At 38.3% G+C, this 13,872-nt stretch carries 12 protein-coding genes; 7 read left to right on the forward strand and 5 right to left on the reverse strand.

From position 1 onward, the window contains the following. Positions 1-17 precede the first annotated feature (17 nt). Genes mvk through fni form a run of 4 tightly spaced genes read left to right on the forward strand, consistent with a single transcriptional unit; the run spans position 18 to position 4,093 of the window. Entirely contained in the window at positions 18-962 is a 945-nt protein-coding gene (gene mvk / locus AB3I72_RS09170) for a mevalonate kinase (protein WP_368023849.1), read from the forward strand. Continuing rightward, positions 962-1,957, forward strand: coding sequence for a diphosphomevalonate decarboxylase (gene mvaD / locus AB3I72_RS09175; protein WP_002355778.1), 996 nt, complete (start codon positions 962-964; stop codon positions 1,955-1,957). Before mvk ends, mvaD begins: the two co-directional genes overlap by 1 nt. Before the next feature lie 2 nt (positions 1,958-1,959). Next, on the forward strand, positions 1,960-3,066 hold the full coding sequence (locus tag AB3I72_RS09180) for a phosphomevalonate kinase (protein WP_002355777.1): 1,107 nt from the start codon (positions 1,960-1,962) through the stop codon (positions 3,064-3,066). Next, complete coding sequence (gene fni, locus AB3I72_RS09185; RefSeq protein ID WP_002399734.1) at positions 3,050-4,093, forward strand: type 2 isopentenyl-diphosphate Delta-isomerase; 1,044 nt, start codon at positions 3,050-3,052, stop codon at positions 4,091-4,093. The genes AB3I72_RS09180 and fni overlap by 17 nt, the downstream gene beginning before the upstream one ends. Before the next feature lie 44 nt (positions 4,094-4,137). On the opposite strand, the gene adhE is transcribed toward fni, so the two are convergent. The 5 genes from adhE to AB3I72_RS09210 form a co-directional block, all read right to left on the reverse strand. Beyond that, positions 4,138-6,735 (reverse strand): bifunctional acetaldehyde-CoA/alcohol dehydrogenase, encoded by a 2,598-nt coding sequence (gene adhE, locus AB3I72_RS09190; protein ID WP_002388933.1) that lies wholly within the window; start codon positions 6,733-6,735, stop codon positions 4,138-4,140. 155 nt (positions 6,736-6,890) lie between these two features. Further along, entirely contained in the window at positions 6,891-7,196 is a 306-nt protein-coding gene (locus tag AB3I72_RS09195) for a post-transcriptional regulator (protein WP_002355774.1), read from the reverse strand. Between the two features lie 261 nt (positions 7,197-7,457). After that, positions 7,458-7,856: a preprotein translocase subunit YajC gene (gene yajC / locus AB3I72_RS09200; RefSeq protein WP_002383336.1), complete on the reverse strand. Its 399-nt coding sequence runs from the start codon at positions 7,854-7,856 to the stop codon at positions 7,458-7,460. 60 nt (positions 7,857-7,916) lie between these two features. Continuing rightward, positions 7,917-9,062, reverse strand: coding sequence for a tRNA guanosine(34) transglycosylase Tgt (tgt, locus tag AB3I72_RS09205; RefSeq protein WP_048736936.1), 1,146 nt, complete (start codon positions 9,060-9,062; stop codon positions 7,917-7,919). 158 nt (positions 9,063-9,220) lie between these two features. Beyond that, positions 9,221-10,327, reverse strand: coding sequence for an iron-containing alcohol dehydrogenase family protein (locus tag AB3I72_RS09210; RefSeq protein WP_002379176.1), 1,107 nt, complete (start codon positions 10,325-10,327; stop codon positions 9,221-9,223). Positions 10,328-10,497: 170 nt separating this feature from the next. On the opposite strand from AB3I72_RS09210, the gene AB3I72_RS09215 reads away from it, so the two are divergent. The 3 genes from AB3I72_RS09215 to AB3I72_RS09225 are packed head-to-tail and all read left to right on the forward strand — an operon-like array spanning position 10,498 to position 13,846. Continuing rightward, on the forward strand, positions 10,498-11,961 hold the full coding sequence (locus tag AB3I72_RS09215; RefSeq protein WP_289867634.1) for an ABC transporter permease subunit: 1,464 nt from the start codon (positions 10,498-10,500) through the stop codon (positions 11,959-11,961). Then, positions 11,954-12,676 (forward strand): amino acid ABC transporter ATP-binding protein, encoded by a 723-nt coding sequence (locus tag AB3I72_RS09220; protein WP_002355769.1) that lies wholly within the window; start codon positions 11,954-11,956, stop codon positions 12,674-12,676. Before AB3I72_RS09215 ends, AB3I72_RS09220 begins: the two co-directional genes overlap by 8 nt. A 15-nt stretch (positions 12,677-12,691) precedes the next feature. Further along, the gene (locus AB3I72_RS09225) at positions 12,692-13,846 is read left to right on the forward strand and encodes a pyridoxal phosphate-dependent aminotransferase (protein WP_368023850.1); all 1,155 of its coding nucleotides are present in this window, start codon (positions 12,692-12,694) and stop codon (positions 13,844-13,846) included. Positions 13,847-13,872 lie beyond the last annotated feature (26 nt).

A 13,872-nucleotide genomic window follows, 5' to 3' on the forward strand; every position in this document is an offset into this window, starting at 1 on the left:
AAAAGGAATGTCAGTGAATGAATATAAAAAAACAAGGCCTCGGTCAAGCGACGGGAAAAATCATTTTAATGGGGGAACACGCCGTTGTTTACGGCGAACCAGCAATCGCCTTTCCTTTTCAAGCGACAGAAATCACAGCCGTCTTTACCCCGGCAAAAACTATGCAGATTGATTGTGCATATTTTACAGGATTGCTTGAAGACGTGCCCCAAGAGCTAGCAAATATCAAGGAAGTTGTTCAGCAAACCTTACATTTTTTAAAGGAAGATACAGTTAAAGGCACTTTGACCTTAACAAGTACGATTCCCGCTGAACGAGGAATGGGCTCAAGCGCAGCAACCGCTGTGGCCATCGTTCGAAGCCTTTTTGATTATTTTGATTACGCTTATACATATCAAGAATTGTTTGAGCTTGTTTCCTTAAGTGAGAAAATTGCTCATGGCAATCCTAGTGGTATCGATGCCGCAGCAACAAGCGGCGCTGATCCCTTATTTTTTACTAGAGGATTTCCGCCCACACATTTCTCGATGAATTTATCTAATGCCTACTTAGTAGTAGCTGATACGGGAATTAAAGGTCAAACACGTGAAGCCGTGAAAGACATTGCGCAGCTAGCTCAAAATAATCCCACAGTAATCGCTGAAACAATGAAACAATTAGGTTCTTTTACTAAAGAAGCAAAGCAAGCGATTTTACAAGATGATAAACAAAAATTAGGTCAGCTAATGACGTTAGCGCAAGAGCAACTCCAGCAATTATCCGTCAGCAACGATATGCTGGATCGACTAGTGGCTCTCTCTTTAGAACATGGCGCTCTAGGAGCAAAATTAACCGGCGGCGGTCGCGGTGGCTGTATGATTGCCTTAACAGATAATAAAAAGACCGCACAAACCATTGCACAGACTTTAGAAGAAAATGGAGCTGTTGCTACATGGATTCAATCATTAGAGGTGAAAAAGTAATGCTTTCAGGAAAAGCACGAGCGCATACAAATATTGCTCTGATTAAATATTGGGGAAAAGCCAATGAAGAATACATTTTACCAATGAATAGTAGTTTATCATTAACATTAGATGCCTTTTACACAGAAACAACTGTGACATTTGATGCCCATTATTCAGAAGATGTATTTATTTTAGATGGTATCTTGCAAAACGAAAAACAAACAAAAAAAGTCAAAGAATTTTTGAACCTTGTTCGTCAACAAGCCGATTGTACTTGGTTTGCAAAAGTGGAAAGTCAAAATTTTGTGCCTACTGCAGCTGGTTTGGCTTCTTCAGCGAGTGGTCTAGCTGCTTTAGCAGGGGCCTGTAACGTAGCCTTAGGATTAAATCTTTCAGCAAAAGACTTATCACGTTTAGCGCGACGTGGTTCAGGTTCTGCTTGTCGCAGCATTTTTGGTGGTTTTGCTCAATGGAACAAAGGCCACTCTGATGAAACGTCGTTTGCTGAAAATATTCCAGCCAATAATTGGGAAAACGAATTGGCCATGCTCTTTATCTTAATTAACGATGGCGAAAAAGATGTTTCCAGCCGTGATGGAATGAAACGAACAGTAGAAACTTCTAGCTTTTATCAAGGTTGGTTGGACAATGTGGAAAAAGATTTATCCCAAGTTCATGAAGCAATTAAAACAAAAGACTTCCCTCGTTTAGGAGAAATCATTGAAGCCAATGGGTTAAGGATGCATGGAACAACCTTAGGCGCTGTCCCGCCATTTACTTACTGGTCCCCAGGCAGCTTACAAGCGATGGCTTTAGTTCGCCAAGCACGGGCCAAAGGAATTCCTTGCTACTTTACAATGGATGCAGGTCCGAATGTCAAGGTCTTAGTCGAAAAGAAAAACTTAGAAGCATTAAAAACATTTTTAAGTGAACATTTTTCAAAAGAGCAGTTAGTCCCAGCTTTTGCTGGTCCCGGAATTGAATTGTTTGAAACGAAAGGAATGGATAAATAAGCATGATTGAAGTTACTACGCCAGGAAAGTTATTTATTGCAGGAGAATATGCCGTTGTTGAACCTGGCCACCCTGCCATTATCGTTGCTGTGGATCAATTCGTAACTGTAACTGTCGAAGAAACAACAGATGAAGGCAGTATTCAATCTGCACAATACAGCTCGTTACCTATTCGCTGGACACGCCGAAATGGTGAGCTTGTATTAGATATTCGCGAAAATCCTTTTCATTATGTTTTAGCGGCGATTCATCTAACTGAAAAATATGCGCAAGAGCAAAACAAAGAATTGTCATTTTATCATTTAAAAGTGACGAGTGAATTAGATAGTTCAAATGGACGAAAATACGGTCTTGGTTCAAGCGGTGCAGTAACCGTTGGAACTGTCAAAGCCTTGAATATTTTTTATGATTTAGGTTTGGAAAATGAGGAAATTTTCAAATTATCAGCATTAGCTCACTTAGCCGTTCAAGGAAATGGTTCTTGTGGAGATATCGCTGCCAGCTGTTACGGGGGTTGGATTGCCTTTTCAACCTTCGATCATGATTGGGTCAATCAAAAAGTAGCCACTGAAACATTAACTGATTTGTTAGCAATGGACTGGCCTGAATTAATGATTTTTCCGTTAAAAGTACCGAAACAACTACGTTTACTAATTGGCTGGACAGGTAGCCCTGCGTCCACTTCAGACTTAGTTGATCGAGTCCATCAATCAAAAGAAGAAAAACAAGCGGCTTATGAGCAGTTCTTAATGAAAAGTCGGCTTTGTGTCGAAACAATGATTAATGGCTTTAACACAGGAAAAATTTCTGTTATTCAAAAACAAATTACTAAAAATCGCCAATTGCTCGCCGAATTATCTTCACTGACTGGTGTGGTAATCGAAACAGAAGCCTTGAAAAATCTTTGTGATTTGGCTGAATCTTATACAGGAGCTGCGAAATCTTCTGGCGCTGGCGGGGGCGATTGTGGGATTGTAATTTTCCGCCAAAAATCCGGGATTTTACCATTAATGACTGCTTGGGAAAAAGACGGAATTACCCCACTGCCACTTCACGTCTATACCTATGGTCAAAAGGAGTGTAAGGAGAAGCATGAATCGAAAAGATGAACATCTATCATTAGCTAAAGCGTTCCACAAAGAAAAAAGTAATGACTTTGATCGTGTGCGTTTTGTTCACCAATCGTTTGCTGAATCCGCTGTTAACGAAGTGGATATTTCCACTTCGTTTCTTTCTTTTCAGCTTCCCCAACCTTTTTATGTCAATGCAATGACAGGTGGTAGTCAGCGTGCAAAAGAAATTAATCAGCAATTAGGCATTATTGCCAAAGAAACTGGCCTCTTAGTTGCGACAGGATCTGTCTCAGCAGCGTTAAAAGATGCTAGTTTAGCGGATACGTATCAAATTATGCGAAAAGAAAACCCAGATGGACTCATTTTTGCCAATATTGGTGCAGGTTTGGGTGTGGAAGAAGCAAAGCGAGCGCTTGATTTATTTCAAGCGAATGCCTTACAAATCCATGTAAATGTGCCCCAAGAATTGGTCATGCCTGAAGGAGATCGTGATTTCACTAATTGGCTGACCAAAATTGAAGCTATCGTACAGGCCGTAGAAGTGCCTGTTATTGTCAAAGAGGTTGGCTTTGGCATGAGCCAAGAAACCCTAGAAAAACTTACCTCTATCGGCGTTCAAGCAGCGGATGTGAGCGGCCAAGGTGGAACGAGTTTTACACAAATTGAAAATGCCCGGCGGAAGAAACGCGAACTTTCTTTCTTAGATGATTGGGGGCAATCAACGGTCATCTCTCTTCTGGAATCACAAAATTGGCAAAAGAAACTAACTATTCTCGGCTCTGGCGGTGTGCGTAACTCTCTTGATATTGTCAAAGGACTCGCTTTAGGTGCCAAAAGCATGGGAGTTGCTGGGACTATCTTAGCTTCCCTTATGAGTAAAAATGGTTTAGAAAATACCTTAGCCCTTGTACAGCAATGGCAAGAAGAAGTGAAAATGCTTTATACTCTTTTAGGAAAAAAGACGACAGAAGAATTGACGAGTACTGCACTTGTCCTCGATCCAGTTTTAGTTAATTGGTGTCATAACCGTGGCATCGACAGCACTGTTTTCGCAAAACGTTAAAGAGACCAGAACATTAATGTTCTGGTCTCTTTATTTGAGTTCTTTTATCCTACATAAGCATCTAAGATAATTTGTTTTAGTTCACTAATTAATGGTTCTTTCGGATTTGCAGTTGTACATTGGTCTTCATATGCAAGTTCTGCCATACGATCAACCGTTGTGTCTAATGTTTCTTGTGAGACACCTTGGGCTTTCAAGTTCATGTCAATTCCGACTGATTTACCTAAGTCTGCTACTGCTGTTGCTAGAGCTTCTACTAATTCTGCGGTAGTATTTCCTTTTAAGCCTAAGAATTTTGCAATGTCTGCATAATCAGTATCGGCGCGGAAGTAATCATATTTAGGGAACATTGCGTGTTTTGATGGATCTTTCGCATTGTAACGAATAATATGTGGTAATAAAATCGCATTTGTACGACCATGTGGAATGCCATATTCCCCACCAATTTTATGAGCAATAGAGTGACAAATACCTAAGAATGCATTAGCAAATGCCATCCCTGCCATGGTTGATGCATTATGCATTTTTTCGCGAGATTCCATATCTGGACGTTTCACTGAATTTTCTAAATGATCGAAAACTAACTTGATTGCTTGTAAACTTAAACCACGTGTGTAATCTGAAGCCATCACGGAAACATAAGATTCAATAGCATGTGTTAAAACATCCATACCTGTATCTGCAGTGACTGAAGCTGGTACAGACATTACGAACTGTGGATCAACAATCGCTACATCTGGTGTTAACGCATAGTCTGCTAACGGGTATTTCACGTGTGTTTCACTATCAGTAATAACGGCAAATGGTGTAACTTCTGAACCAGTTCCTGAAGTAGTTGGGATACAAACAAATTGTGTTTTTTCTGGTTTGGCAATTTTATATGTCCGTTTGCGGATATCTAAGAATTTTTGTTTTGCACCAAAGAACTCCGTATCTGGGTGTTCATAGAACATCCACATGCCTTTCGCCGCGTCCATTGCAGAACCGCCACCCAAGGCAATCACTGTATCTGGTTGGAAATCAACCATCATTTTGGTACCTGCATAAACAGTATTTGTTGATGGGTTTGGTTCAACATCAGAAAATACTTCGATTTTCACATCATTTTTACGTTTTTGTAGCTCTTTACGTACGATATCTGCATAGCCAAATTGAACCATACCTGGGTCACAAACTAACATGACACGTTCAACATTTTCCATTTTTTGTAGATATTGTAAAGAATTTTTTTCAAAGAAAATTTTTGGAGGTAATTTAAACCATTGCATATTATTTCTCCGTTTCGCTACCGTTTTAATATTAATTAAGTTAATGGCTGATACGTTTTTAGAAACAGAGTTTTTCCCGTATGAACCACAACCAAGTGTTAAGGATGGAATCATTTCGTTATAAATGTTACCGATACCGCCTTCTGCTGATGGAGTATTCACTAAAATACGACAAGCTTTCATACGTAAACCAAAAGCAACTTGTAACTCTTCATCTTCTGTATGAATTACTGCTGTATGTCCTAAACCACCTAAGTTTAACATCGCTTCACATAGTTCAAAAGCATGCTCTGCATTGTTTGATTTCATCATTGCTAAAACTGGCGATAATTTTTCTCTTGATAATGGATATTCTGGACCTGCACCTTCTAATTCAGCGACTAAAATTTTTGTGCCTTTTGGTACGCTAATTCCTGCTAATTCAGCAATTTTTTCTGCAGAGTTACCGACAATCGCTGGATTTACTGCGTATTTGCCTTCATTCATCACTGCATCTTCTAGTTTTTGTAATTCATTCGGTTTCACGAAGTAAACATTGTGTGCTTCAAACTCAGCTTTGACAGAAGCATAAATTTCTTTATCCACAATGACCGCTTGCTCAGAAGCACAAATCATTCCATTATCAAATGACTTTGAAACAATTAAATCATTAACCGCACGTTTTACTTTAGCCGTTTTTTCAATATAAGCTGGTACGTTCCCAGGACCAACGCCTAGTGCTGGTTTACCTGTTGAGTACGCAGATTTTACCATACCTGCGCCACCAGTTGCTAAAACAATGGCAATCCCTGGATGATTCATCAAAGCAGATGTTGCATCAATCGATGGTTGTTCAATCCATTGAATACAATTTTCTGGTGCACCTGCTGCAATCGCCGCATCCCGTACAATACGTGCCGCTTCTGCCGAACATTTTTGTGCGCTAGGATGGAAAGCAAAAACAATTGGATTTCTTGTTTTTAAGGCAATTAGTGATTTAAAAATAGTTGTTGACGTTGGGTTTGTTGTTGGTGTGACCCCACATACCACGCCAACTGGCTCAGCAATTTCCATTAAACCGGTTTGTTCGTCTTTGTTAATTACACCCACTGTTTTATCATGTTTAATATTATTCCAAATGTATTCAGATGCATACATATTTTTGATTGCTTTATCTTCATAGATTCCACGGCCAGTTTCTTCGACAGCCATTTTTGCTAAAGGCATATGTTGGTCTAACGCCGCCATCGCCATTTGATGGACAATGTGATCTACTTGTTCTTGTGTAAAATCTTCCATTGCTTTTAAAGCGACATTCGCTTTTGTTGCTAATTCATCAATCATTGATGAAACATCAACTGTTTCTGTCTTTTCTTTTTTTACTGTTTTAACCATGTTCATCCTCCTAAGAGTTTCATTTTAAAAAAACTTTGTTAACTATTTCACATTCACATCATACAACATAAAATGGATCTTGTAAATAGTTTTTGTGATATTTTTCACAACTATTTATAATTTATTTATCTCAAAAAAAAGACCTATTCTTTTTTCTAGAATAAGTCTTCAATATCATGCCAGTCCCTTAAAGGATTTTTTGATGTCTGTGCCAATAATTGTTGATAGTCAAAAAATTCATTTGGCTTAACCTTCTGAATGTCTTTACGACAGTCTTTGACAGATAAATGGGTTTGTTTTTTCCAACGATAGGTGAGTAAATAAGTCAATAAATCTTCTTCGTTGATGGAAGAATAACCTAGTTCACGAAAATTTTGGCACTTCTTTTTAATACTTTTATTGAGCATTTTTTGTTGTAACCAACTTAATTTTTCCTTTGTCATGGGCTCTTCTCCTTCCAACCAAGCGAAAGATTGCTCACTTTTTAACTATCTTCCAACACTATAAAAAGGAACCTTTTTTGTAAACTTAATAGTTAAAAAGGACTTAGGACGTAAGTCCAAATGACCTACCTTCCTAGTCCTACATTTTAAGATAAACGACACGAGCGGAATAGGAATTGTCTCTTCTTATTGGCTTTCTCGCGTGACTACTGGTCACAGTTTCGCCTTTGAAAAGCCTGTTCCGCTCTCTCTAACCATTAAATGAATTAGTTGAATCGTTTAGTCTTTCTTTTCTTTTGAAGGATCTGATGTTTCAGGAACTTCAGTTACTTCTTCTGTGACTGTCTCTTCAACTTCTGTGACTGGTACACTAGTTACTGCTGAATCATTTGTAACAGCAGTTCCAGGTGTTACAGTTCGAATTGCTGCACGGTCAAATTCTAAGACAATACCTTCGCAATCGATTAAAACTGTTTTTTCGTTGATTTCACTTAAAACACCATGTAAACCACCAATTGTGACAACACTATCGCCAGTTTTCATTGCGTTTAGTTGTTTTTGACGTTCTTGCTGTTGTTTCTTTTGAGAACGTGTCATGAAAAACATCATTCCTCCTAGAAGGACTAATGTAAAAATCATTGTAAATCCGCCACCCATTTGTTTCACCTCACTCTGCATTATTCACACTACTAACTGTATCAAAAAAATGCTTGAAGAACTAGTTTTTTCCTCTAATTTTTAGAAACTTTTTGCATTCGCTTTATTAAAGCCATATTCTTCAAAAAACGCTTGTCGGAATTCTAATAAATTGTCGTCCATAATTGCTTGACGGACATTTTTCATTAAGTCTAACAAGAAGTATAAATTATGATACGATGTTAAACGGATTCCGAATGTTTCATCACATTTAATCAAATGACGAATATAGGCCCGCGTATAATTACGACAAACATAACAATCACATTTCTCATCAAGCGGACGAAAATCTCTTGCATATTGGGCATTTTTAACAACCAAGCGACCTTGTGAAGTCATACAAGTACCATTGCGCGCAATACGTGTTGGTAACACACAATCAAACATGTCAATCCCACGAATCACTCCATCAATTAATGAATCAGGGGCACCCACACCCATTAAGTAACGTGGTTTATTTTCAGGAATTAACGGTGTCGTAAAGTCTAAGACTCGGTTCATTTCTTCCTTAGACTCACCAACAGATAAGCCACCAATCGAATAGCCAGGAAAATCCATACTCACTAAATCTTTAGCACTTTGACGACGTAAATCTTCAAATCCCGCACCTTGAACAATACCGAATAATCCCTGTCTATCAGGATTCGCATGGGCTTTTAAGCCACGCTCAGCCCAACGAGAAGTCCGTTCAATCGAGCGTTTGACATACTCATAGCTTTCATCAAATGGTGGACATTCATCAAAGCTCATCATAATATCTGATCCTAATTTATTTTGAATATTGATCGCTTTTTCTGGAGAAAGGAACATTTTTGAACCATTTAAATGATTTCTAAAATGCACACCTTCTTCTTCGATTTTCCGCATATCACTTAATGAGAAGACTTGGAAGCCACCTGAATCAGTTAAAATAGGTTGATCCCAGTTCATAAATTTGTGTAAACCGCCTGCTTCTTCGACTAAATCTTCACCTGGGCGTAACCATAAATGGTAAGTATTACTTAAAATAACACCGGCACCCATTTCTTTTAATTCTTCTGGTGAGATTGTTTTAACTGTCGCAAGTGTACCTACCGGCATAAACATTGGTGTTGGAAATGTGCCGTGAGGAGTAATTAATTCACCTAAACGCGCACCTGTGTGTTTATCTTTTTTGATTAAACGATAACGAATGGCTGGTTCCGTCATTCATTTCCCTACTTTCTACTATAATTTGTCCTCCCATCATCATACTTTTTTTTTATTGAATTTGCAAGGATTTCTCAAGGTTTCTTTTTTCAAAAAAGGATCCTTAAAAAACAGCAACTAGTTCAAATAATTCAAATGAACTAGTTGCTGTTTGGCACTTATTTTGTCGCTGTATATTTTTCTAAATCTTGCATCGCTGTTTTCACAATTTCAGGGGTAATTTTTTGTTTCATATAATGAATCGTTTCGCCTTCTATACAAGCACGTTCTGCTACTTCTTGATACTCGGCTTCAGTTAAGTCCATGTCCATTTCTTTTAAAGAAATAGGCAAACCTAGTTGGTGATAGAAAGGAATCAATTCAGCGATTTCTTGCCATTTCTCTTCAATGGCTAATTGAACAAACACACCATACGCCACTTTGTTTCCATGCAATTGTCGATGGCTAGCTGGCAGCAAAGTTAGTGCATCATGAATGGAATGGGCACCCGCTGTCCGACCATAATCATCGCCAAAGCCACCCACCATTCCACCAATAATTAAATTCGTTTCGATGACATCAATAAACGATTGATTTAATTGTTGCTCTTCCATCGCTTTTAAAGCATTGATACTTTCATTTAACAAAATATCGCGGCATTTTTCCGCGGCAAAATGAGAAACTTGAATAGGTAACACTTGGACGTCTAACTGCGAAATAATCGCATCTGCTTCGTACCATTTAGCTAATGTATCCCCAATACCTGCCACCATTAAGGACCGAGGCGAATGCAATAACACTCTTGGTTCTACCAACACCAAAGCGTTTGCTTGCGGAAAAACGTCATACCGTTCCATTGCTCCATCTTCTCGATACATTACGCTCAATGGCGTGCATGGTGCACAAGTAGCTGCTAAAGTGGGCAAAATAATTACCGGTAACGCCATTTTGTGTGCTAAGGCTTTGCCCAAGTCGGCCACTTTTCCTCCACCAACAGCGACGATGGCCTCTAAATGATTGTCCAGCACTTGCGCTTCTAACTCTTGCACACGTTGATCTGTACAAACACCTCCATAGTTTTCAAAAACAGCTGTTACTTTTTGAAACGTCGGAAAATACGGTTTTGCCGCTTGCCATGACTCAGTCCCGTGTAAAATGAATACACGATGAATATTTCTGCATAATAGTTGTCCTTCTAATAATTCCCACGAACCAATTTCGCAAAGATACTCTTGTGGTGTCCCTCTCACAATTAATGATTGTTCCATCTTGAAAATCCCCTTCATTTTTGACTTTTGAAAATTTTTTTGAAAAAGTTGTATTTTTTCAACTCTACTACTTTTACTTTTACATATTCTATGATATGATAAACCACATCATAACACAATAAATTTTTATACATTTATTCGCTTTTTTTGAATATTTATAAAAATAATACAAAAAGGAGTTTACGCAAATGACCAAATGTAAAAAATGGCTACAGACGATTTTACCAATTTTATTCTTGTTGCTCTCATTATTACCTATTAAAGAAACTTTTGCAGCCGAAAACGATCCAGCCTATGACAAAATCATCCAAAAGGGAGAACTAGTTGTCGGCTTATCCGCAGACTATGCCCCTTATGAATTTCATGCAAAAGTAGATGGTGAAGATAAAATTGTCGGTTTTGATATTTCTATTGCTCAAAAAATTGCCGACGATTTAGGCGTTAAATTAAAAATCGAAGAACTAGGCTTTGATGCTCTGTTAGGGGCCTTAAAAACTGGCAAGATTGACATGGTCATCTCTGGCATGTCGCCAACGCCTGAACGATTAAAAGAAGTAGCTTTTTCTCAACCATATATGAACGTTCAACAAAGAGTCATTGTTCGGAAAGAAGACAAAGATAAATTTCATTCCACTAAAGATTTCGAAGGCGTTCGTGCGGGTGCCCAAAAGCAAACGACACAAGAAGAATTAATTAAAACCGAATTAACCGGTGCTGTCCCTACTTCTCTTCAAAAAATTCCAGATTTAATTATGAATCTAAAAAATAATAAATTAGATGCAGTCGTTATGGAAGAACCGGTTGGCGAAGCCTATGTTTCTCAAAATGAGGATTTAGCTTTTGCTGATGTTACCTTTGAAAAAGGCTCAAAAGATACTGCCGTTGCTTTTCCTAAAGATGCGCCCGTTTTGACGGAGAAAGTAAATGCCTCTATTAAACAAATTAATGATCAAAAATTAATGGACGGTTATAAAAAAGAAGCCAATCAATTAATGTTCCAAAAAGATCAAAGCTTTTTACAAAAGTATGGAAAGTTCTACCTTAACGGTGCAGGCTATACCATTTTCCTAGCTTTCATTGGTGTTTTGTTTGGTGCCATTTTAGGGGCATTACTTGCCTTAATGAAGTTAGCCAATTCCAAAATTTTACGTGGCATTGCCATTGCTTATATCGAATATGTTCGTGGCACTCCTTTGCTTGTTCAAATTTTTATTGTCTATTTCGGGACAGGCGTTCTTGGTTTAGACTTATCAAAAGTAGCAGCTGGTTGTATTGCCCTTTCTCTAAACAGTGGTGCATATGTAGCAGAAATTATTCGTGCTGGTATTCAGGCAGTTAATAAAGGACAATTGGAAGCTGCTCGTTCTTTGGGAATGAATCAAAACCAAGCAATGCGATACATCATTTTCCCACAAGCTATTAAAAATATTTTACCAGCGTTAGGCAATGAATTTGTTACAGTAATTAAAGAATCTTCCGTTGTTTCAGTCATTGGTGTTTCGGAACTAATTTTCCAAGCTGGCAACGTTCAAGGAGCAAGTTTTAAACCCTTCTTACCTTACTTAATTGTATCGTTGATTTATTTCGTCCTAACCTTTACTATCTCGCGTCTATTAGGTGTTGCTGAAAGGAGAATGAGTACTAGTGATTAACATTAAAAACTTACAGAAAACATTCGGAAAAAATGAAGTACTTAAAGGAATTGACTTAGAAATTGAAGCTGGTGAAGTTGTCGTAATTATTGGCCCTTCTGGCAGTGGTAAAAGTACTTTTTTACGTTGCTTGAACTTATTAGAAACACCAACTGGTGGTAGCGTTGAATTTGAAGGAAAAAATTTATTAGATAAAAATACCAACATTGATCAACTTCGTCAAAAAATGGGAATGGTATTCCAAAATTTCAATCTTTTCCCGCATAAAAATGTCTTGGAAAACTTAACGATTAGTCCTGTTAAAGTAAAAAAAGAAGCCGCTGCCGAAGCCACAGAACATGCTCTTTCTTTACTGGAACAAGTTGGTTTATCAGATAAAAAAGAAAATTATCCCGCTCAACTTTCTGGTGGGCAACAACAACGGGTAGCGATTGCTCGTGCTTTAGCCATGCGCCCTGACGTGATGCTGTTCGATGAACCAACTTCTGCCTTAGACCCTGAAATGGTGGGCGAAGTGCTATCCGTTATGAAAAATTTAGCTATTGAAGGGATGACAATGGTAGTGGTTACCCACGAAATGGGCTTCGCAAAAGAAGTTGCGGACCGTGTCATTTTTATGGATGCAGGAATCATTCAAGAAGAAGGCACACCTGAAGAAATTTTTGATGCGCCACAAAACCCAAGAACACAAGATTTTCTAAGAAAAGTTTTATAAAAAGGAGCACCTGGTATGGATCGCAAGAATATCGCAACACGTTACCAACAACCTACTGAAAATTTACTCATGGATATTGCAACATTGGCGAAAAAGACCCCAAATTTAATCGATTTATCGATTGGTGACCCTGACTTAATTACCGATGAGCGGATTATCGAACAAGCAGCTAACGATGCCAAAAATGGGCATACAAAATATACCGCTTCTGATGGTAGCGAGGCATTCATTGAGGCGGTCATTCAGTTTTATCAGTCACATTATCAATTATCCTTTCAACCGAATCAAGTCCGGGCCACAGTTGGCGCTCTGCACGGAATGTACCTTGCCTTACAAGTGATTCTAAATCCTGGAGATGAAGTGATTATTCATGAACCTTATTTCTCTCCTTATAAAGACCAAGTTCTTTTAGCAGATGGCGTTCCGGTCTTTTTACCAACCTATGAAAAAGATGGTTTCCAAATTGATGTAGCTCTTTTGAAAGAAAAAATCACGCCTAAAACCAAAGCGATTATTCTTAATTCACCGAATAACCCGACAGGCGCTGTTTTCTCTGAAGAAACTTTCAGAGAAATCGCACAGGTAGCGATTGAACACAACTTATACATTCTTTCAGATGAAGTTTATGAAGCCTTTTGTTTCCAAGAAACGTTTACTCCCATGGCTACGTTTGCTCCAGAAAATACTATCACTTTTGGTAGCTTTTCAAAAGCCTTTGCAATGACTGGTTGGCGTATTGGTTATATGATTGCCCCAGACTATATTAACGAAGTAGCCAAATTAATTAATGAAGGCGTTACGTATTCTGCGCCTACATTGTCACAGCAAGCAGGAATCTATGCGTTACAACATTTTGACGAATTTGTAGACCCAATCGTTGAAGTGTTCCAAACACGTTTAGAGTATGTGGCCCAGCGAGTAGCAAAGATTCCTTTCCTTTCGCTTCATCCAGTCAAAGGAAGTATTTACGCCTTCATTAATATTCAAAAAACTGGACTAACTTCCGTCCCTTTTGTGGAAAAGCTTTTAAAAGAGACACAAGTATTAGTGATTCCTGGAAAAGCATTTGGTGAAACAACAGGCGATGAGTACATTCGTTTAGCCGCAACACAAAATTTAGATTTATTAAAGGAAGCGTTCGATCGAATTGAAAGAATGGCCTTTGAATAAAAAAAGCTTCTGCATTAGCTAATAAT

Source organism: Enterococcus sp. GC34 (genome assembly GCF_040886645.1).
Lineage (GTDB): Bacteria > Bacillota > Bacilli > Lactobacillales > Enterococcaceae > Enterococcus > Enterococcus faecalis.